Source organism: Methylobacterium sp. C25, from assembly GCF_021352225.1.
In the GTDB taxonomy this organism is placed as follows: domain Bacteria; phylum Pseudomonadota; class Alphaproteobacteria; order Rhizobiales; family Beijerinckiaceae; genus Methylobacterium.
On the sequence record NZ_JAAUVI010000016.1, the window covers coordinates 17,968 to 41,609 of the forward strand.

The 23,642-nt window shown below is 66.3% G+C and carries 25 protein-coding genes; 9 read left to right on the forward strand and 16 right to left on the reverse strand.

Translation table 11 applies throughout. The features are described 5' to 3' along the window. Positions 1-70 precede the first annotated feature (70 nt). Positions 71-352 (reverse strand): DUF2312 domain-containing protein, encoded by a 282-nt coding sequence (locus HCU64_RS23400; protein WP_233386794.1) that lies wholly within the window; start codon positions 350-352, stop codon positions 71-73. Positions 353-924: 572 nt separating this feature from the next. Then, positions 925-1,137, reverse strand: coding sequence for a dodecin (locus HCU64_RS23405; RefSeq protein WP_233386795.1), 213 nt, complete (start codon positions 1,135-1,137; stop codon positions 925-927). A gap of 312 nt (positions 1,138-1,449) precedes the next feature. Between HCU64_RS23405 and HCU64_RS23410 the strand changes: the two genes are divergently transcribed. After that, positions 1,450-2,331, forward strand: coding sequence for an alpha/beta fold hydrolase (locus tag HCU64_RS23410; protein ID WP_325170019.1), 882 nt, complete (start codon positions 1,450-1,452; stop codon positions 2,329-2,331). A 79-nt stretch (positions 2,332-2,410) separates the two neighbouring features. On the opposite strand, the gene HCU64_RS23415 is transcribed toward HCU64_RS23410, so the two are convergent. The 4 genes from HCU64_RS23415 to HCU64_RS23430 all read right to left on the reverse strand — a co-directional run bounded on the left by HCU64_RS23415 (position 2,411) and on the right by HCU64_RS23430 (position 6,712). Next, positions 2,411-2,974 carry a hypothetical protein gene (locus tag HCU64_RS23415; protein WP_233386797.1) on the reverse strand — a complete coding sequence of 188 codons (564 nt, stop codon included), beginning with the start codon at positions 2,972-2,974 and terminating at the stop codon, positions 2,411-2,413. 412 nt (positions 2,975-3,386) lie between these two features. Continuing rightward, on the reverse strand, positions 3,387-4,550 hold the full coding sequence (locus tag HCU64_RS23420; protein ID WP_233386798.1) for a dimethylmenaquinone methyltransferase: 1,164 nt from the start codon (positions 4,548-4,550) through the stop codon (positions 3,387-3,389). Positions 4,551-4,789: 239 nt separating this feature from the next. Then, a complete protein-coding gene (locus tag HCU64_RS23425) occupies positions 4,790-5,845 on the reverse strand; it encodes an asparaginase (RefSeq protein ID WP_267922627.1) in 1,056 nt (351 codons plus the stop codon). 99 nt (positions 5,846-5,944) lie between these two features. After that, positions 5,945-6,712, reverse strand: a complete 768-nt coding sequence (locus HCU64_RS23430) for an alpha/beta fold hydrolase (protein ID WP_233386799.1) — start codon at positions 6,710-6,712, stop codon at positions 5,945-5,947. A 117-nt stretch (positions 6,713-6,829) separates the two neighbouring features. On the opposite strand from HCU64_RS23430, the gene HCU64_RS23435 reads away from it, so the two are divergent. After that, positions 6,830-7,657: an FkbM family methyltransferase gene (locus HCU64_RS23435; protein ID WP_233386801.1), complete on the forward strand. Its 828-nt coding sequence runs from the start codon at positions 6,830-6,832 to the stop codon at positions 7,655-7,657. Here the strand turns inward: HCU64_RS23435 and sfsA are convergent, their stop codons facing one another. After that, a complete protein-coding gene (sfsA, locus tag HCU64_RS23440) occupies positions 7,658-8,374 on the reverse strand; it encodes a DNA/RNA nuclease SfsA (RefSeq protein WP_233386895.1) in 717 nt (238 codons plus the stop codon). Positions 8,375-8,456: 82 nt separating this feature from the next. Here sfsA and HCU64_RS23445 point away from each other — a divergent pair, with 82 nt between their 5' ends. The 6 genes from HCU64_RS23445 to HCU64_RS23470 all read left to right on the forward strand — a co-directional run bounded on the left by HCU64_RS23445 (position 8,457) and on the right by HCU64_RS23470 (position 12,950). Beyond that, positions 8,457-9,197 carry a competence/damage-inducible protein A gene (locus HCU64_RS23445; protein ID WP_233386803.1) on the forward strand — a complete coding sequence of 247 codons (741 nt, stop codon included), beginning with the start codon at positions 8,457-8,459 and terminating at the stop codon, positions 9,195-9,197. A 206-nt stretch (positions 9,198-9,403) separates the two neighbouring features. Next, entirely contained in the window at positions 9,404-9,901 is a 498-nt protein-coding gene (locus tag HCU64_RS23450; protein ID WP_233386804.1) for a TadE/TadG family type IV pilus assembly protein, read from the forward strand. Continuing rightward, a complete protein-coding gene (locus HCU64_RS23455) occupies positions 9,901-10,431 on the forward strand; it encodes a TadE/TadG family type IV pilus assembly protein (RefSeq protein ID WP_233386806.1) in 531 nt (176 codons plus the stop codon). The genes HCU64_RS23450 and HCU64_RS23455 overlap by 1 nt, the downstream gene beginning before the upstream one ends. A 10-nt stretch (positions 10,432-10,441) precedes the next feature. Next, a complete protein-coding gene (locus tag HCU64_RS23460) occupies positions 10,442-11,461 on the forward strand; it encodes a pilus assembly protein TadG-related protein (protein ID WP_233386808.1) in 1,020 nt (339 codons plus the stop codon). 88 nt (positions 11,462-11,549) lie between these two features. Then, positions 11,550-12,404, forward strand: coding sequence for a formate/nitrite transporter family protein (locus HCU64_RS23465; RefSeq protein WP_233386810.1), 855 nt, complete (start codon positions 11,550-11,552; stop codon positions 12,402-12,404). Positions 12,405-12,527: 123 nt separating this feature from the next. Next, on the forward strand, positions 12,528-12,950 hold the full coding sequence (locus HCU64_RS23470) for a hypothetical protein (RefSeq protein ID WP_233386812.1): 423 nt from the start codon (positions 12,528-12,530) through the stop codon (positions 12,948-12,950). Positions 12,951-13,011: 61 nt separating this feature from the next. On the opposite strand, the gene HCU64_RS23475 is transcribed toward HCU64_RS23470, so the two are convergent. Beyond that, positions 13,012-13,191, reverse strand: a complete 180-nt coding sequence (locus HCU64_RS23475; protein WP_183505930.1) for a hypothetical protein — start codon at positions 13,189-13,191, stop codon at positions 13,012-13,014. 373 nt (positions 13,192-13,564) lie between these two features. Here HCU64_RS23475 and HCU64_RS23480 point away from each other — a divergent pair, with 373 nt between their 5' ends. Next, positions 13,565-15,283: an outer membrane beta-barrel protein gene (locus HCU64_RS23480; RefSeq protein ID WP_233386813.1), complete on the forward strand. Its 1,719-nt coding sequence runs from the start codon at positions 13,565-13,567 to the stop codon at positions 15,281-15,283. Between the two features lie 47 nt (positions 15,284-15,330). On the opposite strand, the gene HCU64_RS23485 is transcribed toward HCU64_RS23480, so the two are convergent. The 8 genes from HCU64_RS23485 to HCU64_RS23520 form a co-directional block, all read right to left on the reverse strand. Beyond that, positions 15,331-15,765, reverse strand: a complete 435-nt coding sequence (locus HCU64_RS23485; protein WP_233386814.1) for a GlcG/HbpS family heme-binding protein — start codon at positions 15,763-15,765, stop codon at positions 15,331-15,333. 54 nt (positions 15,766-15,819) lie between these two features. Then, the gene (locus HCU64_RS23490; protein WP_233386815.1) at positions 15,820-16,107 is read right to left on the reverse strand and encodes a hypothetical protein; all 288 of its coding nucleotides are present in this window, start codon (positions 16,105-16,107) and stop codon (positions 15,820-15,822) included. 82 nt (positions 16,108-16,189) lie between these two features. Then, positions 16,190-16,822: a LysE family translocator gene (locus tag HCU64_RS23495; RefSeq protein ID WP_233386816.1), complete on the reverse strand. Its 633-nt coding sequence runs from the start codon at positions 16,820-16,822 to the stop codon at positions 16,190-16,192. A 217-nt stretch (positions 16,823-17,039) separates the two neighbouring features. Next, complete coding sequence (locus HCU64_RS23500; protein WP_233386817.1) at positions 17,040-17,327, reverse strand: GIY-YIG nuclease family protein; 288 nt, start codon at positions 17,325-17,327, stop codon at positions 17,040-17,042. 223 nt (positions 17,328-17,550) lie between these two features. Then, positions 17,551-18,519 carry an HpcH/HpaI aldolase/citrate lyase family protein gene (locus HCU64_RS23505; RefSeq protein ID WP_183505940.1) on the reverse strand — a complete coding sequence of 323 codons (969 nt, stop codon included), beginning with the start codon at positions 18,517-18,519 and terminating at the stop codon, positions 17,551-17,553. 23 nt (positions 18,520-18,542) lie between these two features. Further along, positions 18,543-21,308 (reverse strand): phosphoenolpyruvate carboxylase, encoded by a 2,766-nt coding sequence (locus tag HCU64_RS23510; protein WP_233386818.1) that lies wholly within the window; start codon positions 21,306-21,308, stop codon positions 18,543-18,545. Between the two features lie 234 nt (positions 21,309-21,542). Then, a complete protein-coding gene (sucD, locus tag HCU64_RS23515) occupies positions 21,543-22,439 on the reverse strand; it encodes a succinate--CoA ligase subunit alpha (RefSeq protein ID WP_233386819.1) in 897 nt (298 codons plus the stop codon). Positions 22,440-22,464: 25 nt separating this feature from the next. Continuing rightward, entirely contained in the window at positions 22,465-23,628 is a 1,164-nt protein-coding gene (locus HCU64_RS23520; protein WP_233386820.1) for a malate--CoA ligase subunit beta, read from the reverse strand. Positions 23,629-23,642 lie beyond the last annotated feature (14 nt).

Sequence of the window (23,642 nt, forward strand, 5' to 3'; positions counted from 1 at the left end):
CGGATCTTGCACATCATGGGAGTGTCTTCGCGGATGTCGATCCGCGAAGACACGAAATGGATGACTGCTGCTACGCAGCCTCTGCCATCGGCTTCGGGGCGGGCGCGTCCATGGCGCGCAGATAGACCTCGAGCAGCGTCTCCTGCTCGTCGCGCTCGTCCTTGTCCTGCTTGCGCAGCTTCAGGATCTCCTTGAGCACCTTCACGTCGAGACCGTCGCCCTTCGCTTCGGCGAAGATCTCTTTCTTGGTCTCCATGAGATCCTTGATCTCCTCCTCAACCCGCTCGATGCGTTCGATGATGGAGCGGATGCGATCGCCCGCGACGCCTACCGTGTCGGTCGTGCCGGTCATGCTGTCCTCTTCGCTGGGATGGAGGATCAAACTGGCGGCTTTCGGTAAGCGACCGGTTAAGCTTGCGTCGCGCGGTCGGTGCCATGCCGACGAGTACGCGGCCCTGACCGCGCTGCTCCTTCTGGCGAGTGCGACCCGAGGACGGCAGTCCAAGCCAACGCGCAGGGCATCGGCGCCAACACCTCCGGTGCTTGCGTTGCGTCAGTCGGATGTGGGCAGTGCCGCCCGCGCTCCAGGGGGCTTCGCTGTGGCGTAGGGATCTTGCCGCATCATGGCGGTCGTGAACCCCCAGCCTCAGGGGTTGCTGCACCGGAGCGGTCCGTCGACGGCCCCCGAGGCGTGAATCAGCCTCCCGCCGGACGCCGTACACTGAATCCGAGCCTTCGCCTCCGGTCGGTGAAAGCCCCAGATCGCGACCATTGGGGCGACCAGAATGAAGACCAAGGCCGCCATGAAGAAGCCCGGGAGCCAGCCCGGCGGTGTTCGCTGCGGCTCCGGCCGGATGGGTGGGACCGGTGCCAGGAAAGCGACCAGCAGGAGGCATTGGACAGCGCTCATCGGAAGCGGGATCCTCAGCTGCCCTCCATCGTGAAGCCGGCCTTGAGCGTCACCTGATAGTGGTGGACCTTGCCGTCCTCGATGTGCCCGCGTGTCTCGACGACTTCGAACCAGCGGAGATTCCGGATCGTCTGGTTGGCGCGGCTCACCGCACCCTGGATAGCATCCTCGATGGAGTTGGGGGACGAACCCACCAGCTCGACGATCTTGTAGACGTGATCCGACATGATGTGCCTCCTCGGCGTCGATCACGAGTAGAACGATCTGCGGCTGCCGGAGATCCGCCCATGCTCGAATGGGAGTGATGGATCGGCGTGACGACACCCACCGTTGATCGCCGATCGATTGCCCTATCTCCGCGTAGGCGACCGCCCTGACCGACGTCGTCAGCGCCTGTATCGACCGGGGCTCTCATGCTGTTCTTCCCGACGCTACGGCACTCGAAGCGCGCGGCTCGCCGCGCGACATCGCAGGCCTCCAAGCTTCTGAAGGGCGTCTGGAAGGCTCCGCGGCCTTCCTCTCCCCTTGGGACCCCGTCGGTGAAGAGGTCTCGACCGGAGCCGGCTCCGAAGGCTCCGGGACGGTTCCTCGAGATCGGTTTTCTGCGCGTGCACTACATCGCGCGTGGCAAGGGGCGACCGGTCGTTCTGCTGCACGGCAACGGAACGATGGCCGAGGATTTCCTGGTGTGCGGCCTGATCCAGCGCCTCGCCGATCGATACCGGGTCATCGCGATCGACCGACCGGGTTTCGGTTACACGAACCGCCCGCGCGCCCGGATCTGGACCGCGATGGAGCAGGCCGAGCTCATCCATAAGGTGCTGGCGCTCCTCAAGGTCGACCGACCCCTCGTCGTAGGGCATTCATGGGGGACGCTGGTCGCCCTGGCCCTCGCAAGCGGTGCCTGGCGGGAGTTGCGCGGCCTGGTTCTGCTATCCGGCTACTACTATCCGGGCCGGCGAGCCGACGTCACCTTGTCGAAGCTGCTTGCTGTGCCGGGCTTCGGTGACGCTGCCCGCGCGATGACGAGACCGGCAATGAACCGTCTGCTTGCCGCACAGTCGTTCCGTCATGTCTTTCGTCCCCAACGCGTGCCGCCTCGGTTCGAGGCCGAATTCCCCGTCGAGATCGCAATGGGACGGACGCAGCTTCGCGCTTCGGCGGAGGACGCCTCGACCATGAACGCGGCCGCGGCGCGCCTGCAGGATTCCTATCCTCATCTGAGGCTGCCGGTTGCGATCCTGACCGGCGATGCGGACGTCGTCGTCGATGTGGACGAGCAGGCGCGGCGCCTTCACGGCGACATCACCGGCAGCTCGCTCAAGATCCTGCCGGGTCAGGGCCACATGATCCAGTACTCGGGTCGCCGATCGATCGAACTGGCGATCGACCGGTTGATGCAGCCGTCACGGAAACAGTGAGAGCTGGACGATCGCCATCCGATGGGTCCCGGGGTCATTCGCGAGCGGATGCGTCGGGGCAGCCGGCGCGACGCGCGGCTCAGGCAGCTACGCGTGGTCTGTTGAGGCTTCCGAACCCATAGCGCGGCTCCAGCAGATCGAGGACGGCGTCGAGCGCGGCGTTGCTCGGCGCAACCTCCCTTGGTGCCGGCGCTCCCTCGATCGCGATGGCAGCAGGCTGGTAGGCTGGCTCGTCCGTTACCTCGACGCCGAACCAGACTGGCGGTGCAAACGCTTTGGCGGCGTCGGCCTCGTCGAAGCCCACGCTGATGACGTCCAGGCCGGCCGGCGAGACGTAGCGATCGATCAGGACCTCTTGCCCGGAGACCGAGACGGTCATCCGTTCACAGGTAACCTGCGCCTTGCAGACGTCGAGCAACGCGTCGCCATGCGAACGCGGCACCTCGGTCACCTCTTCGGTCGTCTTCCCCTCGGCGTCGGTGCTGGTCAGGACGAGATGACAATCCGCACCCTCGATCCGAACGAACGAAACACGACCGGCTTGCGGCGCGAAATAGCCTTCCGTGCGCTTCGAGCCGCCGCGCTCCTTGCGGATCAACCTCGCCAGCGATGGCGCAATCAGAAACCGACGAAACTCACTCATGGACGCCCCCGTCATGAAACTGTCGGAATACGATGGGGCGATTGAGACGAAAACGTGGCCCACGCGAATCTTGATGCGAATATAATGTCCTTCGCAGCATGTGGATCGAGATTTTGCTCAGCATATTCTGGCAGAGATTTTGTCGATTGCGGGCGCATATTGAATAGATCGGCTGGCGATATCGGGTCATTTCGCATGCTCGCATGCGTTGTAGGGGCGCAATTCCCAGTGGTCGAAATCTGATGTCAACTGTGTTTCCGTCGGTCGGTGATCCTGGTGATTTCGCGAAGCTCCGACCGTGAGGCTGGCCTTCGATACGCGGTGGGTTTCGACGTCGGAACTGCAACGGCGTGAACGGCCCCGCTTTCGAAGCGTCGCCGGATAGCAGCAGGCCTTCGCGACTTGGGCGGCTTCAGCTCTTCCAATTCTTCAGAGCGGCAAACGGGCTGTCGCCTTCCTTCGGTGGCGGCGGGCAGAGAATCGGCTCGATCTGAGCGGCCGCGTCGGCGAGGGAGAAGGCGCTCCCATTGGGCAGCTTTCCGCCGGCGGAATCGGCGTGTCCGCCGCCCCTAAACTTTCGGGCTGCTTCGAGGGCCGTGCCGTTCCTGGACCGGAAGGACATACCTCCACCGCGGGCGGCGTTGATGACGCGCTCCGCGTCTCCGCGCTCCATGATGTGGTCGGAGACCGCTTGGAAAACGCCCCCGTCGAGCCCGAACGAAAGCTTGGTCCCGTCGGAGAGGCTCCGGAAAAGATCGGGAGATCGAGACAGGGCGGCATAGAGCCTTGCCCGCATCGTGAGGGACCGGTCGTCGTCCGGCTCTTGCGACAACAGCCCATCGACCACGCTTCTTCGAAGCGCCGGGATCCTCAATTCGATCTCCGCCGGCGGAGAGCCGGTCTGCAACTCGGCCGCGACCGCCATCAGGAGTTCGTCGACGAAGCGGTCGTGCCACGGATGGCCGGGCGGCACGTAGGCCGACGAACTCTCCCACAGCACCTCGTTGACGAGAACGCCCTGTCGAAACGCCGGATCGGCCTTTCGCCACATGTCATAGGCGTCGATCGCAGCGACGAGCGTGCCGAGATGCGCCTCGAGCGCGGCGTCGAGCACGCGATCGGAGATCAGGTGGCGATGCTCGAAGGTCATCCAGGTCGCGCAGCGACCGGTATCGATCGCAACATGGATCAGAGGATCGCCGGTGTCGTAGACCGAAAGCGTTCCGGCCTCGTCCGTCGACGTGGTCGTCAGGCCTTTGGCGGCCAGATGCTCGGTCGAGGACGTGTGGTGGTCGAGAACCACCAAGCGATGGCGTCGTTCCTCTGGGCGCTTCAGGTTGGCAGCCGCGAAGCCCTTGATGAACTGGACCGCGTCGGCCTCAAGACTCAGGTCGGTGACCAGGAGCAGCTCCGGAGCGGCGGCCTTCGCCAGCCGCGCGCCCTCTGCCTGAAGCACCGCGCCGACATCGGTGTATCGCGGGACGTGCACGACGCGCTTCACCTCGGCGAGGCGCCCTGCGACGAGGCAGGCGCCGTATCCATCGAGGTCGTGATGGCTGATCTGCGTGACGTCCAACGGTCGCTTCCCGGTCAATCTTCTTTGGATGCGTCTGTTAGGCAGGAGGAGTGCGTCCTGTCGAGCAGCCGGCGGCGGTCCGTTCTTCGCTTCGCCGTTCAGGTCGTCACGGGCGGCGGTGACCGGCGTCCCGGCAACAATCCCGGTCAGCGTGTCGATCGCGGACCGATCCGTTTCATGCGCGCGTGGGCTCTCGTGCGAGTACCGTCCGCAGACCTGCTCGGAGCCGTGCCCCGAGGCTACTTGTCGAACAGTTTTTGCAGTGCTGCCCGGTCCTTTGTCGCGGGCAGCGCGACGAGGGTCAGGATTCGCGCCTTGTCCGGGGTGAGATCGCCCGCGAACACGGCGCCGGCCTTCAGCAGCGTGTTGCCGCCGCCTTTGAATCCGTAGACCGGGAGGGCGCGGCCGTCATAGACCTTGGTGGCGACGATGACCGGCACACCCTTGGCGATCACCTCGGCGATGGCGTCGTGCATCTCGGCATTCATGTTGCCCCAGCCATAGGCCTCGACCACGATCGCCTCGGCGCCGGTCTCGGCCGCGTGACGGACCTGGCTGCCGTCGGCGCCGGCATACATCGACACGAGATCGACCCTCGGCATGCGGTCGGGAAGCGGCAGCGTCTGCCGCCGCAACGACTTGCGGCTGAAGACGACGCGATCCTCGTCGACGTAGCCCAGGATGCCCGCATCGCCGGAGTTGAAGGTCTCGACGTTGCTCGTGTGAGTCTTGCGGACCTCGCGAGCTGCGTTGATGCGGTGGTTGAGGGTAACGGTCACGCCCGCGCCGACCGCGCCATCGGCCAGAATTTGGCGCGCGGCGTTGAGGAGATTGCGCGGACCGTCCGCGTCCCAGTCGGACGCGTTGCGCTGAGCCCCGACCAGCACGACCGGCTTGTCGCTCTTCACCGTCAGATCGAGGAAATAGGCCGTCTGGTCGAGCGTGTCGGTGCCGTGCAGGACGATGGCGCCCCGGATCGCCGGATCGGCCAGGATCTCGTCCACCTTGCGCGACAGCGCCGGCCAGCGGTCCGGTCCCATATAGTCGCTCGGAACGTTGCTGAACTCCGTCACCGCGATGGTGGCGATGTCCTTCAGCTTCGGCACCGCCGAAACGAGGTCTTCGCCCGACAGCGCGGGCACCGGCGCATGGGTTGTGGGATCGAGTTTCATGGCGATCGTGCCACCGGTCGCGACGACGGCGATCTTGGGTAATTCAGCTGCCACTGCACGATGTCCCAGCAGGATCGGGCTCAGGAGTCCGACGATCGCCAGCCTCAGGATTGCTCTAGCCATCGTTCCCTCCCCTGTCGCGGAGCCTCGGCCGCTTTTCGAGAAATAGGCGGCCGATGGAACGTTCCCACAATGTGCGGAACCCGAGAGCTGCGCGATCGCTCAGGCCCGCTTGGCCAGGAAGTCGAGCACGCCCTGGCGATGCAGGCGGTCGCCGACGGCGGTGCTGTGGTCGCGGTTCGGCAATTCGAGAGAGGTCGCGTTCGGCATCAGCGCGGCAAGTCCAGGCCCCGAGCCGGCGATCGTGTCGAGGGTGCCCACCGAGACCAGCGTCGGCGTCTCGATCAGCGCGAGCTCGGCCCGCGACAGGCGCTGGCGCGAGCAGCGGATGCAGGCGGCGAGCGCGCGCAGGTCGCTCTTGGTCTGCTCGGCGAAGGCCCTGAACGCGGCCGCCGTCTGGTTCGGCGCCGGCGTGCCGGGGGGCGCTTCCAGCGCCTCGGCGATGCCGTCCGGCAGGCCGCCCTTGCCGTCGACCATGTAGAGGCCGAGGCCGCCCATCAGCAGCGAGCGGGCGCGGCTCGGATGGTCGAGGGCGAGGATGGCGCCGATCCGCGCCCCCATCGAGTAGCCCATCACGTCGGCATGCTCGATGCCGAGATGGTCGAGCAGGCGGAGCGAATCTCCGGCCATCACGTCGGTTCGGTACGCCTCCGGATCGTAGAGCTTCTCGCTCTGGCCGTGGCCGCGATTGTCGAGCGCGACGACCCGGTAGCCGGCCTCCGTCAGCGTGCGGACCCAAAGGGTATTCACCCAGTTCACGGCATGGGTCGAGGCGAAGCCGTGGATGAGCAGGACCGGATCGCCCGGTTCCGTTTTCGCCGGAACGTCGATATAGGCGATGGTCACGCCGTCGGAGTCGAAGGTCTGCACGGGCCCGGGATCCTCGGTTTTCGGTCTCTTGGCGCGGCTTCCCGCAAAAAGCAAAGCGCGCGCGGCGCTTTGGCGCCGACTTGCAGCGGACCGATCGGGCTGGCATCAGCAACCTGCATGAAGGATACGCAGCCTTACGGCACCTACGTCCCCACCGGGCTCGTCGCCCGGATCGCGGCGCATACCCAGACGCTTCCCGAGGGGAGCTGGCGCGGACGCCGCACGGCGCTCCTGCTGCGGCGGATCGCGATCTCGATGCTGCGCGGCAAGCCGCTCGACGTCGAGCGCTACGGTGCGCGCATGCGCCTGCACCCCTACGGCAACAATTGCGAGAAGAAGGTGCTGTTCACGCCGCAATTCTTCGATTCCGAGGAGCGCGAGATCCTGAAGGCGCGGATGCCGGAGAACGGCACCTTCATCGATATCGGCGCGAATATCGGCGCCTACTCTCTCTTCGTGGGGGCCTTCGCGGGCCCGAAGGCCAAGATTCTCGCGGTCGAGCCGCAGCCCGACGTGTTCGACAAGCTGATCTACAATATCGGCCAGAATCCCTACGGCACGATCAAGGCGGTGGCCTGCGCCGTTGCCGACAAGGCCGGTGAGCTGACGCTGTTCATCGACCTGCGCAATCAGGGCGAGTCGAGCGTCAAGATCGTCGGGACCAACCAGGGTGCCGAGATCAAGGTGCCGGCCGTGACGCTGCTCGGCCTGTGCCGCTCGGAGGGGATCGAGCGCATCGACGCGATCAAGCTCGACGTGGAGGGTGCCGAAGACCTGATCCTCGAACCGTTCCTGCGCGAGGCGCCAGAGAGCCTGCTGCCGAAGCTGCTCATCGTCGAGAACGGCACCGAGCAGTGGCATCTCGACCTGCCCGGGCTTCTGGAGAAATACGGCTACCGTCGACTCGCCACGACCCGGCTGAACCTGCTGTTCGAGCGGGCCTGATCAGGCGGGCGTCGTCACCGGGATCGCGTCGGCGATCGTGACCTCGTCCGGGGTGATCCGGCAGCGATAGGCATGGACCTCGACGCCCGCCGTCCGGGCCGCACGAAAGGCCCGGTCGAAGGCGGGATCGAGATCGCGGGCGACGTCGAAGGCCTCGGCCTGCATCTGCACCACCACGATCAGCATGGCCCGACCGCCGGATGCGACCACGTCGGCGAGCTCGGCCATGTGCCGGGCGCTGCGTGCGGCCTTGCAATCGGGAAATTCGGCGAGGCCGGACTGCCGCATCAGGTGGCAGTTCTTCACCTCGACATGGCAGGGCGGCACCCCCTCCCCCGTAGCGAGAAAGTCGACGCGGCTCGCCTTGCCGTAGGCGACCTCCGGCCGGAGTGCCGTGTATCCGGCGAGCGGCGGGAGCGCGCCGGCCCTGAAGGCCTCCGCCACCAGCGCGTTCGGGCGCAGGGTGTTGATGCCGACCCATTGCGGGCCGCCCGGCAGGTCGGCCTCTACCAACTCCCAGGAATGAGGAAGCTTTCGCGTCTTGCTGTCGGAGATCGAGAGCAGCACCCGGCTGCCGGGGGCATCGAGCCCGAGCATGGCGCCGGGATTGGCGTAATGGGCAGTGACGGTCGTGCCGTCGGCGAGCACCACATCGGCGAGGAAGCGCTTGTAGCGCCGGACCAGCCGCGCCTTGATCAGGGGTTTTTGGAAATGCATCGCGCCGCGTAGCATCGGTGCTGGCGCCTCGCCACGGGCGCGCTACTTGCCAAGCTCTCTTCTCGTCCCGCGCAGAGCGCCCATGACCGAACCGACCGCCTCCGTCACCGCCGCCGTGCTCGTCATCGGTGACGAGATCCTGTCGGGGCGTACCAAGGACAAGAACATCGGCGCGATCGCCGAGCGGCTCACCGAGATCGGCATCGATCTGCGCGAGGTCCGCGTCGTGCCGGACGAGGCGAGCGAGATCGTCGCGGCGGTGAATGCGCTGCGTGCACGCTACACCTATCTCTTCACCACTGGCGGCATCGGCCCGACCCACGACGACATCACCGCCGACAGCGTCGCCGCCGCCTTCGGCGTCGGCATCGACGTCGACGAGCGCGCAAGGGCCATGCTGCTGGAGCGGCACAAGCCCGAGGATCTCAACGAGGCACGCCTGCGCATGGCGCGCATCCCTCACGGCGCCGATCTGATCGCGAACCCGGTCTCGAAGGCGCCCGGCTTCGCCATCGGCAACGTCTTCGTCATGGCCGGTGTGCCGCAGATCATGAACGCGATGCTCGACGCCGTCCTGCCGCAGCTCTCGCAGGGCATCCCGGTCCTCGCGGAGACGATCGAGGCCGGCGGCCTGCCCGAGGGCACCTTCGCGACCGGCCTCTCGGCCATCGCCGCGAGGCACGGCAGCGTCTCGATCGGCTCCTATCCCTCGATGACGCAGAGCGGCTTCGCCAACCGCATCGTGGTGCGCGGCCGCGATGCCGAAGCGGTCGGCGCCGCGCGGGTCGAGATCGAAGCGATGCTCGAGACCCTGAAGAGATGATCCCGCCTCGCTGAATGTGAAGCTTCCAGCATATCGAGCTGAATTATTGCCGATGATCTGATGGAAAAGATCTTTCCGCTGCCTTTGTCCTGACAGCGCATAATCGAGCCGATGGGTTTTATTCGCCATTAACCGGCCGAAGCTCACCAACGGTGAGAGGGACGGCCGTTTCATCGAGGGCGTCCGCACCGTTGCAGGCGCTCACCGTGCTTCGTCTTCGCAGACCGAAATGTCTCGGTTTCCTCCGTGATCAGCGGGCGGCCACGGCCGTCGAGATCGCGCTGATCACACCCGTCTTCCTGGTGCTGATCTTCGCCTGGATCGAGGTCGGGCTCTGCCTGTTCATGCTGAGCACGCTCGACAATGCGGCCCGCGATGCGAGCCGGCTGATCCGCGTCGGCCCCGTCACGTCCGATGCCTTCAAGGCGGCCGTCTGCGCCAAGGCATCCCCGTTCATCCCGTGCAACAGCATCGTCTTCTACGTGCAGTCGGGGACCAGCTTCGGTGGCCTGACGCCGGCGACGACGTCGAGCACCGGCACGCTCAGCAAGACGGGTTTCAGTCCCGGCGGCTCGGGTGCCGAGGTCCTGCTGCAGCTCGGATACAGCAAGCCGGCTCTTGTCTCGAAGCTGCTGCAGTCTGCCGGGTTCGGAGGGAACATTCTGCTTCTGACCACCCTGGCCTTCCAGAGCGAGAGCTACTGATGCGCGGGCTCCTCGGACGCTTTCGACGCGACCGGGCCGGGGTCGGCGCCGTCGAATTCGCGCTGATCCTCCCGACGATGCTGTTCGCGGTTCTCGGCAGCTTCCAGGTCTTCGCCCTGGCGCGGGCCCGCATGCTGACGGTGGCGGCGACGCGAAACCTCGCCGACCTGGTCTCTCAGCAGGACAGCGTCAGCCCGACCCAGATCGCCGACTTCTGCAAGGCTGGCAAACTCTCGCTGCTGCCGCTCGCGAGCTCGACCTTCAAGGCGTCGATCGCGAGCGTGACCTATACGGGCAGCATACGAAAGATCGACTGGACCGACGTGAGCTGCGGTGCCGTCACCGCCATCTCGGGCGCGGCCACCACGGCTGCGTCCGTGACGCCAGCCGCGGGCGACAGCGCCATCGTGGTGAGCGCGAGCTACGCCTACACCTCGCCCCTCACCTTCCCGCTCACGCTCAACGTCACCTTCGCCAGCACGGCCATGTCGCGACCGCGCCTGGGTACGGCGGTCACCTATGGAACCTGAGGCGAACCGCATGGCCAGCCGCTCGCGTGCCCGCGACATCCTCCGCGCATTCCGCGATGATCGGCGGGGGATCTTCGCGGTCTGGTACGCCGTGATGACGATACCGCTGCTGATCGTCGCCGGAGCCGGCCTCGACATGATGCGGGCGGTTCAGCTGCGCTCGGAGCTGCAATCGGCGGCTGATTCCGCGGCGCTTGCCGGGGCCACCGTCTACGTGTCGGCCAGTGCGAGCACGACCGCGCAGCAGACGGCCCTGCGCTACATGGCGGATGCCGTCTCCCGGGTGCCCTATGCGTCGAGCGTGACCTATGCGGCGCAGCCGAGCCCGGCCAGTTCTACTGCCGGCAGCGTGGTCGTCACGGCGCAGGCGAGCGTCACGAACTCGCTCATGGCACTCTTTACGAAAGCCACGGCCGTCGCGGTCACCTCCGAGGCGCGCAGCGCCGGCTACAAGCTGAACTTCTCGCTCTCGAGCTTTGCCAGCAACGCGGCCGATGCCAACAGCATCTACTGGTACGTCGTCCCGAGCGACAACAGCATCCCGCCCGCCTCGGCGTTGAACCTGCTGTTCTCGAATACCGGCGGCAGCACGCAGAAGGACATCTCGGCCATCATCGGCACTGGCCAGAAGATCGGCTTCGCCCTCAAGAACGTCACCGGCGGCGTCTCCGGCTACGGTAAGAACAGCTACGGCGCCGCTCAGGGCAGCTCGCACTTCTTCTATTCGCACCTGACCCCACCCTCGTCCTCGGCCTATGGTCTGCAACTGTTCAACTGCAGCCTGCAGACCACGATCACGGGCAAGTCGGCCGGGATCAACAACGGGTCCTGCGCGCTCGCGCTCGCGCCGCCTACCAACGGGACGGTCAATTGCGGGCAGTCGCCGGGCAAGACCATCACCTACTACTGGAACGACATGGGCGGCCCCTCGGACGACCGCGACTACAACGATGCGGTCTTCAATGTGAGCTGCCCTGCCAGCGGCTCCGGCTCCGGCAGCGCATCGAACTCCGTCGTCCTGGTCCGATAGAAGGCTCTCCGGCAGGTTTCGGCGCGGCGTCTGCGACGAGACGTGGTTCTCGGGCGTTGCATAGGCTCGAATCGAGCCAGAGCGTGCCATGACCGAGGCGGACCGCGACGACGCGGCGGACAATCACCGGGATACAGACGAGGAGGTCGAGGAGGCCCATCGCCCCGACGCGCTGCTGCTGCACGAAATCATCCGTGCCGAGGGCGAGGAAGAGCTGCGCCGAACCGCCGTGGCGCTGACGCTCTCCGCCTTCGCAGCGGGGCTGACCATGGGCTTCTCGCTGATCGTGCCCGGCGTCCTGAAATCCCATCTCCCCGATGCGCCCTGGGCCGAGCTGGTGACGAGCGTCGGCTACTCGATCGGCTTCCTCATCGTCGTGCTCGGCCGACAGCAGCTCTTCACCGAAAACACCGTCACGCCGATCCTGCCGTTGCTGCAGGAGCGGAGCCTGCGCAATCTCTGGCGCGTGATGCGTCTCTGGGGGATCGTGCTCGCCGGCAACGTCGTGGCGACCGTCGTGATCGCCTATGCGCTCGCCGCGACCGACGCGTTCCCGCCTGAGGTCCAGGCGGCCTTTGCCGAGATCAGCCACCACGCCGTCGAGAACCCGTTTCTGACGACCATGGTCAAGGCCGTCTTCGCGGGCTGGCTGATCGCGCTGATGGTCTGGATCCTGCCCGCGACCGGCTCTGCAGCGCCCTTCATCATCATCCTGATGACATCGCTCGTCTCGATGTGCGGGCTGGCCCACATCGTCGCCGGTTCGGTCGACGCGTTCTATCTCGTCCTGACCGGCGCCATCGGCATGGGCGACTACCTCTGGCGGTTCTTCGTGCCGACGCTCGTCGGCAACGTGCTCGGAGGCGTGACCCTCGTCTCGGTACTCAATTACGGACAGGTGGCGCCCGAGGTCGAAGACAAGGCGGCAGCCACGCGCGGCTGACGCGCCAAGCTGAACGTTTGCCATGCTTGGCCGCGCGGCCTCGTTCAGGAGCGCCGCGCGATGATCCTGTCCGGACCGGCGACGCGTCTCGCGGCCGCTGGCAACCGTTCGGGAAACTCGACCATGTCGCACACGTTCGTTCGGCGATTGGCTGGTCTCGGCCTCGGCGCGCTGGCCTTCGCCGCCGCGGTTCCGGCGCTTGCCGCCGATTTCGCCTACCCGCCCTATCCCGCCATAGAGCGGCAGCCCAGCCGGGTCTATCGTGAGGAGCGCATCGAGGAAGAGCTGCCGCCTCCACCTCCGCCGCACCGTCCCGCCGCCTACGGTCCGCGCTTCACGGCCGGACCTTATGGCGGTCCGCCTCCCGAGGAGTGCCGGACCATCATCAAGCACCGGATCGACGCGTTCGGCGAGGAGGTCGAGCGGAGGGTCCGGATCTGCGACGAGCGGCCCGCGCCGCGATTCCGGCCGAGCTTCTATCGGCCCCACCCCGTGCCGCCGGCCGACATCTCCGACGACCGTTTTGGCGGCCCGCCGCGCTGGTAGGCGCCTTCGCCGAAAGAGAAGAGCCGGCGCATCCTCGAGGATGCGCCGGCTCCTGGTCGTCTCAGACCCGCGCGACGGGCTTTGCCTTGAGTGCGGTGGCCAGTGCCTTGAGCTGACGATCGAGGTCGGCCAGCTCGTTGAGGGCGATGGTCTTATGGCCGTCCTTCACCGCGCGGGTGATGTCGCTGACCTGCGAGGAGGCCATGCGCTTCAGCTCGGCGGCGAGTTGCTCCCTGGTCATCGGCGCTCCTTGTCCTCACCGGGGTGGTGAGACCGGTGATACCCACTCATGCTTAACCGCTGGTTTTTTCGGACCGCGGGCCGCTCGGTTGCAGCCCACGCACGCGACGCTTGATCGCGCGGCGCGCAGCCCTTGCCCGAGATCGCCCCGAGATCCTCAATCAAGATCCTGCATCCTGAAAGTCGACGCCAAAGGGCCGTCACGCGGCCGGAGGACGGTCGTTGCCGTTGCGAAGACGTGCATTTCGCCTGGTCGCGGCGTGGTCGGGATTTAATCCCTCGTGGTCTTTGATGGCGGGGCTGGTGTGGCGGGCGGGCGACAGACTTCACCCGAGCTTGGCCGCATAAGATCGGCGCAGACTTCAAGGATCGTCATGCGCGCTGCGCTCTTCGCACTACCCCTGATCGGATGGAGCGCGGCTGCGTTCGCCGCCGATCTTCCGGTGCGGACGGCGCCGGTCGTCGTCGCGCCGCCGCTCTTCACCTGGGGCGGCTATTACGGTGGCCTGTTCGCGGGCTATGGCACGATCGACGATGGCGGGCGCTCGGTCTGCGTCTCACCGGCAGGCGGCCTCGGCGGAACGGGCTGCGCGACCGTCCCGTCTCTGCGCCGGGACTCGGGCGACTTCGTCGCGGGAAGTGGCGTCGGATACAATTACCAGCTCGGCTCCGGCGTGGTTCTCGGCGTCGAGGGCGACATCGCGTTCACGCGCCTGCGCGGCTACGCCCTGCAGCAGGGTGTGTTTCCGCTGGTGGGCGGCGGGAATTCCGGCCCGGGCACCTTCCACATCGGCCAGAGCCTCGATTCCCTCAGCACGATTCGCGGCCGCCTCGGCTACGCCTTCGGCAAAACCCTCATCTACGCCACGGGCGGCGTCGCGGGCGGCGAGGTGCGCATCGATGCCGATGGTGCCAACCTGGCGCAGGGGTCGTATGGCGCGCACAAGACGGATTTCCGCCTCGGCTACGCGGTCGGTGCCGGTATCGAACAGGCCTTCACCTCGCGCCTCTCTGTGAAGGTCGAGGGTCTGTACTACGACCTCGGCGACCGGACCGTGCTGGGAGTGAACGGCGCCGGCATTGCATACGGCAACCGGGTCGAGACGAGCGGATATCTGGCGCGCATCGGCCTGAACTACCGCCTCGGCAACGAGATCGGCGACGTGCTGCCGGGCTTCAGCATCATCAACGACATCCTGCATCCCTCGACGGCCCCGGCGCCCGTCGCGACGACCTGGGATTTCGAGACCGGCGAGCGCTACTTCTACAGCTCCGGCTCGCATCGCTACAGCCTCGGCGCCCCGGGCAATGCCGGGCAGCTCAACTCGCAGCTGAACTACGGAAACTTCTCCGCGCATTCGGCCGAGACCTTCGCGCGCCTCGACCACAATCCGACGGGCCTGTTCCTGAAAGGCTTCTTCGGATCGGGCTTCGTGAATTCGGGCAAGCTCAACGACCGCGATGTCCCGCCGGCCGTCGCGACGGCCTCGAACGCGGTGTCCAAGATCAAGGATGGCGACATCGCCTATGCGGCGATCGATGCCGGTTACACCTTCCTGCAGGGCAGCAACTACCGCCTCGGCGGCTTCCTTGGCTACCAGTACTACTCGGAGCTCGCCAACGGCTTCGGCTGCAGCCAAGTCGGCGGCGGAGCTGCCTGCAGCGGCGGCGCTCAGGTGCCGACCAACGTCAAGGTCGTCAGCGAGGACGCACACTGGAACGCCATGCGCGTCGGCCTCGTCGGCGAGGTGCGCTACGATCGCTTCAAGCTCTCGCTCGAAGGCGCCTACCTGCCGGTCGTCCATCTCGACGGCTACGATCACCATTGGCTCCGGCCAACGATCAATCCGCTGGCGCAGACCGGAAGCGGTGACGGCTACTTCCTGCAGGGCATCGTCTCGTACGAGCTGAGCCCGACGATCGGCCTCGGTGTCGGCGGGCGCTACTGGAAAATGAACGCCGATAGCGGGAGGACCCAGTTCCCGTTCCTGCCGTCGAGCCCGACCAAGTTCGAGACCGATCGCTACGGCGGCTTCGTGCAGATCACGCACAAACTGCCCGACCTGGGCCTGGCGAGCCTCATTACCAAGTAAGAGCCGCTGCGGCGCCCCGGTCGGTCCGGGGCGCCTTTGTCTCGGGCTCAGGTGCGCCAGGGGTGCTCGGGCAGCTCGGTGTCGCCGATGGCCTTGGCCCCGGCCAGCGCCACGGCGTCGTCATTCTCCACCGACGAGCCGCTGACGCCGATCGCACCGGACATCTCGCCGTCCGTGTCGACGATGGGGATACCGCCGGGGAAGGTGATCAGCCCGTCATTCGAGTGTTCGATTCCGTAGAGCGGGCCGCCCGGCTGCGACAGGCTGCCGATGGCGCCGGTCTTCATGCCGAAGAACACCGCCGTCTTGGCCTTCTTCTGCGCGATGTCGATGGAGCCGACCCAGGCGCCGTCCATGCGGTAGAACGCCTTCAGGTTGCCGCCGGAATCGACGACAGCGATGCACATCTGCGTGCCCAGTTCGACGGCCTTCTTGCGCGCGGCTTCGATGGCCTTCTCGGCGTGATCGATGGTGACGTGCATGTGATTGTACCTCCCAGGGAATGCTCGAGCTTCCATGATGGAACTTGTGCTCGCTCAGCGGTGCGGCAAGGTCTGAGCGTCAGGCCGGCGCACCAGCCATGTCACCGACGCGTAAGCTCCGAGCCAGGAGCCAAGCGCCGCGAACAGCACATAGAACGCGTTCTCGGTGTATTTGATCACGGCGAAGGCCGAGAGCAGGTACCAGACCGCGCTCCAGTTCGCCGCCCTGATGCGATGGCGCGCGGTGACTGCCGCGTTGAAGAAGACATAGGCTGCGTCGGTCACGCCGGTCGCGAGGACGACGCCCAACGCGATCAGCGGGTCGATGGCAAGGCTCGTCATGACGATGGCTCCCGATCGGAGGCCGTCAGGCCCCGGTCGGGTGAGATTACACGGGCGGCCGACGGCGCACCCGCCCCCGGGCTCAGCGCTGCGCTTCCATCGCCATCCGCGCGGCGAGGCCGGCCAGGACAGTGCCCATCAGCCAGCGCTGCACGACGAGCCAGGTCGGACGCCGGACGAGGAAGCCGGCGATCGAGCCCGCCGTCAGCGCCACCAATCCATTCACGAGTATGCCCATCGCGGTCTGGACGGAGCCGAACAGCAGCGACTGCATCAGGACGTCGCCGCGGCCCGGATCGATGAATTGCGGCAGCAGCGACAGGTAGATGACCGCGATCTTCTGGTTCAGGAGATTGGTCAGCAGGCCCATGACGAAGAGGCGCCGCGCCGAATCGTGCGGCAGGGTTCTCGCCTCGAACGGCGAGCGGCCGCCAGGCCGGACGGCCTGCCAGGCGAGGTAAAGCAGATAGACCGCGCCGCCGATCCTGAGCGCGTCGTAGGCGTAGGGGATCGCCAGCAGCAGAGCCGTCACGCCGAAGGCCGCGCAGAGCATGTAGAACAGGTAGCCGACGGCGACGCCGGCCAGCGAGATCAGCCCTGCCCTGCGGCCCTGCGAGATCGAGCGGGACAGCACGTAGACCATGTTCGGTCCGGGCGTCAGCGCCAGCCCGAGGGCGACGAGCAGGAAGGGGATCAGGTCGAGGAAAGTGGACACGGCAGCGCTCTCGGGATGGCGTGGTTAGACGCCTTTCCGTCGCCTAGAACCAGATTGCTGCGATCGTGGCTGGTATGAATGCGGGCCTCACGCCGTCATTCCGGGGCGCCGAAGGCGAACCCGGAATCCAGACGCGCAGGTCTCGCAATATGCGGCACCGTCAGCGGTTCTGGATTCCGGGTTCCGCTTCGCGGCCCCGGAATGACGATGGGAGATCTCACATGTTCAGCGTCGGATACAGGTCGCTCCACTCGGGATTGAACTCTTCGATCAGGACGATCTTCCAGTCGCGTCGCCAGGTCTTGAGCGCCTTTTCGCGCGTGATGGCTTCGTCGATGTGCTCGTAGGTCTCGTACCAGACGAGCCGAGTCACGCCATATCGCGAGGTGAAGCCTAGCTGCGCTTTGGTCCTGTGCTGGTAGGCTCGGCGCGCCAAGTCATTGGTGACACCGATATAAAGCGTGCCATGCCGCCCACTGCTCAGCATGTACACGAAATAGGGCATCGGCTTTCAGCCTCACTCCGTCATTCCGGGGCCGCGAAGCGGAACCCGGAATCCAGAAACGCCGACGGTGCTCGGTTTGCCAAGACCTGTGTTTCTGGATTCCGGGTTCGCCTTCGGCGCCCCGGAATGACGGTGGATGAGCCTCCTCTCGGAGCTGACGAAAAAGGCCGCCCCGATTTCCCGGAGCGGCCCTTTATCCAGAAGCTGTCGAGCGCCGACGCGCTTACTTCATGGCGTCGGCCTTCTGGATGAGCGCCTCGGCCATCTTGATCGAAGCAATGTCGATCAGGCGGCCATCGAGGGCCACGGCGCCGCGGCCGGCCTTGGCGGCCTCTTCCATGGCGACGAGGATGCGGCGGGCCTTCTCGACCTCCTTCTCGGAGGGGGTGAACACCTCGTTGGCGAGATCGATCTGCGAGGGGTGGATCGCCCACTTGCCCTCGTAGCCGGCAGCCGCACAGCGACGGGCGGCCGAGATGTAGCCGTCCTGGTCCGAGAAGTCGCCGAAGGGGCCGTCGATCGGGCGCAGGCCATAGGCGCGGCATGCGACCAGCATGCGCTGCTGGGCGAACAGCCACGGGTCCTGCCAATGGGTCTCGCGCTTGCCGGCCTCGTCCTTGTCGGTCAGCACGCTGTAATCGGGGTTCACGCCGCCGATGACGGTGGAGCGCGTGCGGCAGGAGGCGGCGTAGTCGGCCACGCCGAAGGACATCGCCTCGAGGCGCTTCGAGGAGGTCGCGATCGCCTCGACATTGGCCATGCCGAGAGCGGTTTCGATCAGAACCTCGAAACCGATCTTCTTCTCGCGCTTCTTGGCCTGCTCGATCTGCGTGGTCAGCACGTCGATCGCGTAGACGTCGGCCGGCACGCCGACCTTGGGGATCAGGATCATGTCGAGGCGCGGGCAATTCTCCACGATGTCGACGACGTCCCGGTACATGTAGTGGGTGTCGAGACCATTGATGCGGATCATCATGGTCTTGTTGCCCCAATCGATATCGTTGAGGGCCTGGATGATGTTTTTCCGCGCCTGCTCCTTGTCGTCGGGAGCGACCGCGTCCTCGAGGTCGAGGAAGATCACGTCGGCGTTCGAGGAGGCCGACTTTTCCATGAAGGTCGGGTTCGAGCCGGGCACGGCCAACTCGGAACGGTGCAGGCGGGCCTTGGCCTGCGGGATCAGGGTGAAGCTCATGATTTCCTCTCTTTTTTAAAGGCTTAGCCGGTGGCGCCGAAGCCGACGGCAATGCAGTTGATGGACAGGAGCAGCGCGGATTTCACCGCCTCGCGCCGGTCCTCGTCCTCTTCGCTGCGGTAACGGCGCAGCAATTCGACCTGTTCGCGGCTGACCTGGTTGATGGTCGGCAGCCGGCCGTTGAGGCGGTCGCGGAACAGCGGGAAGCGCTCGGCGAGCTCGGTGTCGCCGCTCACGCGCAGCACCATCCGCTTGGTCAGCTCGTATTCCGCCTCGATCATCGAGAAGACATCGTTGCGGATCTTCTCGTCCGCGACGAGCCCGGCATAGTCGCGGGCGATGTCGAGGTCGACCATCAGCAGCGTCTTCTCGACCTCGTCGAGGACGAGGCGGAACACCCGCGATTCCTCGAAGAGCCGCTTGAGCTGGCGCTCGCCCTGCTCGCCGCGCACCTCGATGAAGCTCTGCAGCCCCGAGCCGACGCCGTACCAGCCGGTGATGACGTGCCGGTTCTGCGACCAGGCGAAGACCCAGGGAATCGCGCGCAGGTCGTCGAGTGACTTGGCGCCGAAACGGCGGGCCGGACGCGAGCCGATATTGAGCAGAGAGATCTCGTCGAGTGGGCTCGCCTGCTGGAAGTAGTCGACCAGCCCGTCATGCTGGAGCAGGTTGACATAGGCCGCGCGCGACGCGCCGGAGAGCGCTTCCAGAACGTCGTCGAACTCGTTGCGGGGCTGGCCCTGCGTCTCGCGCTCGGAGAGCAGCGCGTGCTCCAGCACCGACGAGGCCAGCAACTCCATCTGGTAGGCCGCCGTGCCGCGGTTGGCGTATTTGAACGAGACGACCTCGCCCTGCTCCGTGGTGCGGAAGCGCCCGTTGATCGAGCCCGCGGGCTGGGCGAGGATTCCGCGCCGGGTCGGCACGCCGCCGCGGCTCACCGAGCCGCCGCGTCCATGGAAGAAGGCGATCGGCACACCGGCCTGCTTGCCGAGGTCGGTCAGCCGGCTCTGGGCCTTCGACAGCTCCCAGTTCGAGGCGATGAAGCCGCCATCCTTGTTCGAATCCGAGTAGCCGATCATCACCTCCTGGACGCCGCCCTGCCAGCGCGTCGAGCGACGCACGACGGGGACGTTCAGCAGTTCCTTCATGATGGTCGGCGCGGCACGCAGGTCGTCGATCGTCTCGAAGAGCGGCACGATCGGCAGAGGGCAGATCTCGGTGCCGGCGGTGTCGAGGAAGATGCCGGCTTCCTTGGCCAGCAGGTAGGCGCCGAGCACGTCGTTGGTCGAGCGCGTCATTGAGAGGACAAAGCTGCCGAAGGCTTCGCGGTCGAGCTGTTCGCGCATCTCGCCGACGAGGGCGAAGGTGGCCAGGGTCTCGCGGGCATCGTCGGGCAGGTCGTCGAAGGTCGCCTCGTGATTGCGCGGGCGGCCGAGCTCGGTCAGCAGCCATTCGCGCCATTCCGGAGAATCCTCCGACGGCATGGCCTTCCGGTCGCCGATCTTCTGCTTCCAGAGCGCCTGAAGCGTCTTGGTGGTGCGGGTGGTGTTTTCGCGAAGGTCGAGGCGGACGGTCGAGAATCGAAAGATCTCGACCATGCGGCGCACCGGGCGCACGAGGTCGATGGCGAGCGAGCCGCATTTCGCGTCCGCGAGGCCCTGCTCCAGCACGCGCAGATCGTTGATGAGGCCATCCGCGCTCGGATAGTCGGCCCCCGTGGAACGCGCGCCCTTGTTGCGCTGGATGGTGGCTTCGAGCTTGCGCAGGATGCAGGTCAGGAACTGGCGATAGGGTTCGCCGGGATTGCGGTTGGCGATGGCCCGGCTGTCGCCGCTCTCGGACAGCGCCGCCGTGAGCTCCTTCTTGAAGCTCTCGGGCGTCGGCAGAGATCGCTCGGTGATCGAGATGACGCGGCCGAGATGGGTGATCTGGTCGCGGTAGCGCCGCAGGCTCGCGAGCGCGTTGCGCTGGAGCGTCTCGCGGGTGACCGAGGCGGTGACGTAGGGGTTGCCGTCGCGGTCGCCGCCGATCCAGGAGCCGAACTGGAAGAAGGGCGGCACCTCGAAGGTCTCGTCCGGATAATACTGCGCCAGGCTCTCCTCCAGGGAGTAGAGCATTTCCGGCAGCATCTCGAAGAGCGACTCGTCGAAGAAGTGCAGGCCCCAGGCGACTTCGCGCTCGACGGTGGCCTTCTCCAGGTGCAGCTCGCCGGTCATCCAGACCAATTCGATCTGGTCGCGCAGCTCGTTCATCAGGCCGTTGCGCTCGCGCTCGGTCCAGCGCGGGAGCTCCAATTCGCGAAGCACGAGATAGATGCGTCGCAGCTTCTCCAGCACGGTGACGCGCTTGCCCTCGGTGGGGTGCGCCGTGATGGTCGGACGGATGCGCAGCTCCTTGAGGAGCGCGTGGATCTGCGGCGCCTCGATGCCGCTCGATGAGGCATCCGCCAGCACCCTGGCGAAGGAGCCTCCGAGCGAAGCGCGGCCTTCGTCGCGCTCGATATGCCGGCGCCGGCGCATGGCGGCGTTCTGCTCGGCGATCGAGAGCAGCTGGAACCAGATGCCCTGCACCTGGAGCGCGCGCGCCAGCATTTCCGGGGTGAAGCTGGAAATGTCCGCGCGGCCGTGCAGGACGTCCTCCAATTCCGGCTCGTGGCGACGTGCGACGTCGACGAGCGCGTGGAACAGGATGTCGAGCGCGTCCTTCGACGAGGTACCCGTGATCACGGGCGGTGCGAAGGTGTCGCCACCGGAGGATGGCGTCGGAGCGGTCTGCAGGGTGACGATCATGGTGTGGTCACCTTGGGTGCCAGTGAATGTCCCTCTCCCCTCTGCGAGAGAGGGTGGCCCGCGAAGCGGGTCGGGAGAGGGGAGCGACCTATCCGGAGAGTGCGGAGCCGGCCCCTCTCCCGCCTCGCATCCGCGAGGCACCCTCCCCCCGACTGGATCGGGCCGGCCCGATCCAGTCAGATGACTGCAGAGATCGGGCAGCCCGACATCTGTCGGGGGGAGGGTTGAACGGCGTCAGGCCGCCTTGCGGCGGTTCAGCACCTCGGCAACGGTCGTCCCGAACGAACCCGGATCGGGCGCGACGGTCAGGCCGTAGGACTTCATGATCTCGGCCTTCTCGGCGGCGCTGTCGCCCGAGGCGGAGATGATCGCGCCGGCATGGCCCATGCGGCGGCCCTTCGGTGCGGTCAGGCCGGCCACGAAGCCGATCACGGGCTTCGAGAAGTTGTCCTTGATCCAGGCCGAGGCCTCGGCCTCCTGCGGGCCGCCGATCTCGCCGATGATCAGGACCGCATGCGTATCCGGGTCCTGCTCGAACAGCGCGAGATGGTCGAGGAAGGACGAGCCGTTGATCGGATCGCCGCCGATGCCGACCGAGGTCGAGATGCCGATGCCGAGCGCCTTCATCTGCGCGGCGGCTTCGTAGCCGAGGGTGCCGGAGCGCGAGATCACGCCGACATTGCCCTGCTTGTAGATGTGGCCCGGCATGATGCCGAGCATTGACTTGCCGGGCGAGATGATGCCGGCGCAGTTCGGGCCGACCACCATGGTGCGGCGATCTTTGGGATAGCGCATCAGGTAGCGCTTCACCCGCATCATGTCCTGGGCCGGGATGCCGTCGGTGATCGAGCAGACCAGCTTCAGGCCAGCATCGGCCGCCTCCATGATCGCGTCCATGGCGAAGGGCGGCGCGACGAAGGTGATCGAGGTCGTGGCCCCGGTCTCCTTCACGGCATCCTTGACCGTGTTGAACACCGGCACGCCGACATGGGTCTTGCCGCCCTTGCCGGGCGTGACGCCGCCGACGACGTTGGCGCCGTATTCGATCATCTCCTTGGCGTGGAACGAACCCTTGTCGCCGGTGATGCCCTGGACGAGGATCGGGGTCTTCTCGTCGATGAGAATGCTCATGGCGTAACTCCTCCCTGTCTCAGGCTTATTGCTTGCTGGCCTCGACCGCCTTCTGGGCGGCCTCCGCCAGGCTGTCGGCGGTGATGAGATCGAGCTTCGAATCCTCGAGGATCTTCTTGCCCGCCTCGACATTCGTGCCCGCCAGACGCACCACGAGCGGCACGTTGAGCTTCACTTCCTTGGCCGCCTGGACGACGCCCTCGGCGATCCAGTCGCAGCGGTTGATGCCGGCGAAGATGTTCACGAGGATCACCTTCACGTTGTCGTCCGACAGGACGAGGCGGAAGGCCGTGGCAACGCGCTCGGGCGAAGCGCCGCCGCCGACGTCGAGGAAGTTCGCAGGCGAACCGCCGGCGTGCTTGATCATGTCCATGGTGGCCATGGCGAGGCCTGCGCCGTTGACGATGCAGCCGATCTCGCCGTCGAGGCCGATGTAGTTGAGGCTGTGCTCGGCGGCCTGCGCCTCGCGCGGGTCGCTCTGCGACGGATCGTGCATGTCGGCGATGTTGCGGCGACGGAACAGCGCGTTGTCGTCGAAGGACATCTTGGCATCGAGCGCCAGCACGCGGTCGTCCTTGGTGACGACGAGCGGGTTGATCTCGAGCATGGTGCCGTCGCAATCGCGGAACGCCCGGTAGGCGTTCATGATCGTCTTCACGGCGGCCGAGACCTGCTTGATGTTCAGGCCGAGCTGGAAGGCGATCTCGCGGGCCTGGAACTGCTGCAGGCCGACGGCGGGCTCGACGACGATCTGGATCAGGGCCTCGGGGTCCTTCTCGGCGATCTCCTCGATGTCCATGCCGCCATGCTTGGACGCGATGACGCGCACGCGCTCGGCCTTCCGGTCGAGGACGTAGCCGAGATAGATCTCGCGATCGAAGGGATCGGCGGTCTCGATGTAGACTCGCTGGACCGGCTTGCCCTCGGGCCCGGTCTGCAGGGTGACGAGACGCTTGCCGAGCAGGTTCTTGGCGGCGTCGCGGACCTCGTTATAGGTCCGGCACAGCTTGATCCCGCCGGCCTTGCCGCGGGCGCCGGCATGGATCTGCGCCTTCACGGCCCAGAACGAGCCGCCGAGCTCGGTCGCCGCGTAGACGGCCTGGTCGGGGCTGAAGGCGACGGCGCCTTTGGCCACGGCCACGCCGAAGCTCGCGAGCAGCTCCTTGGCTTGATACTCGTGAACGTCCATCGAAGATCTCCTCC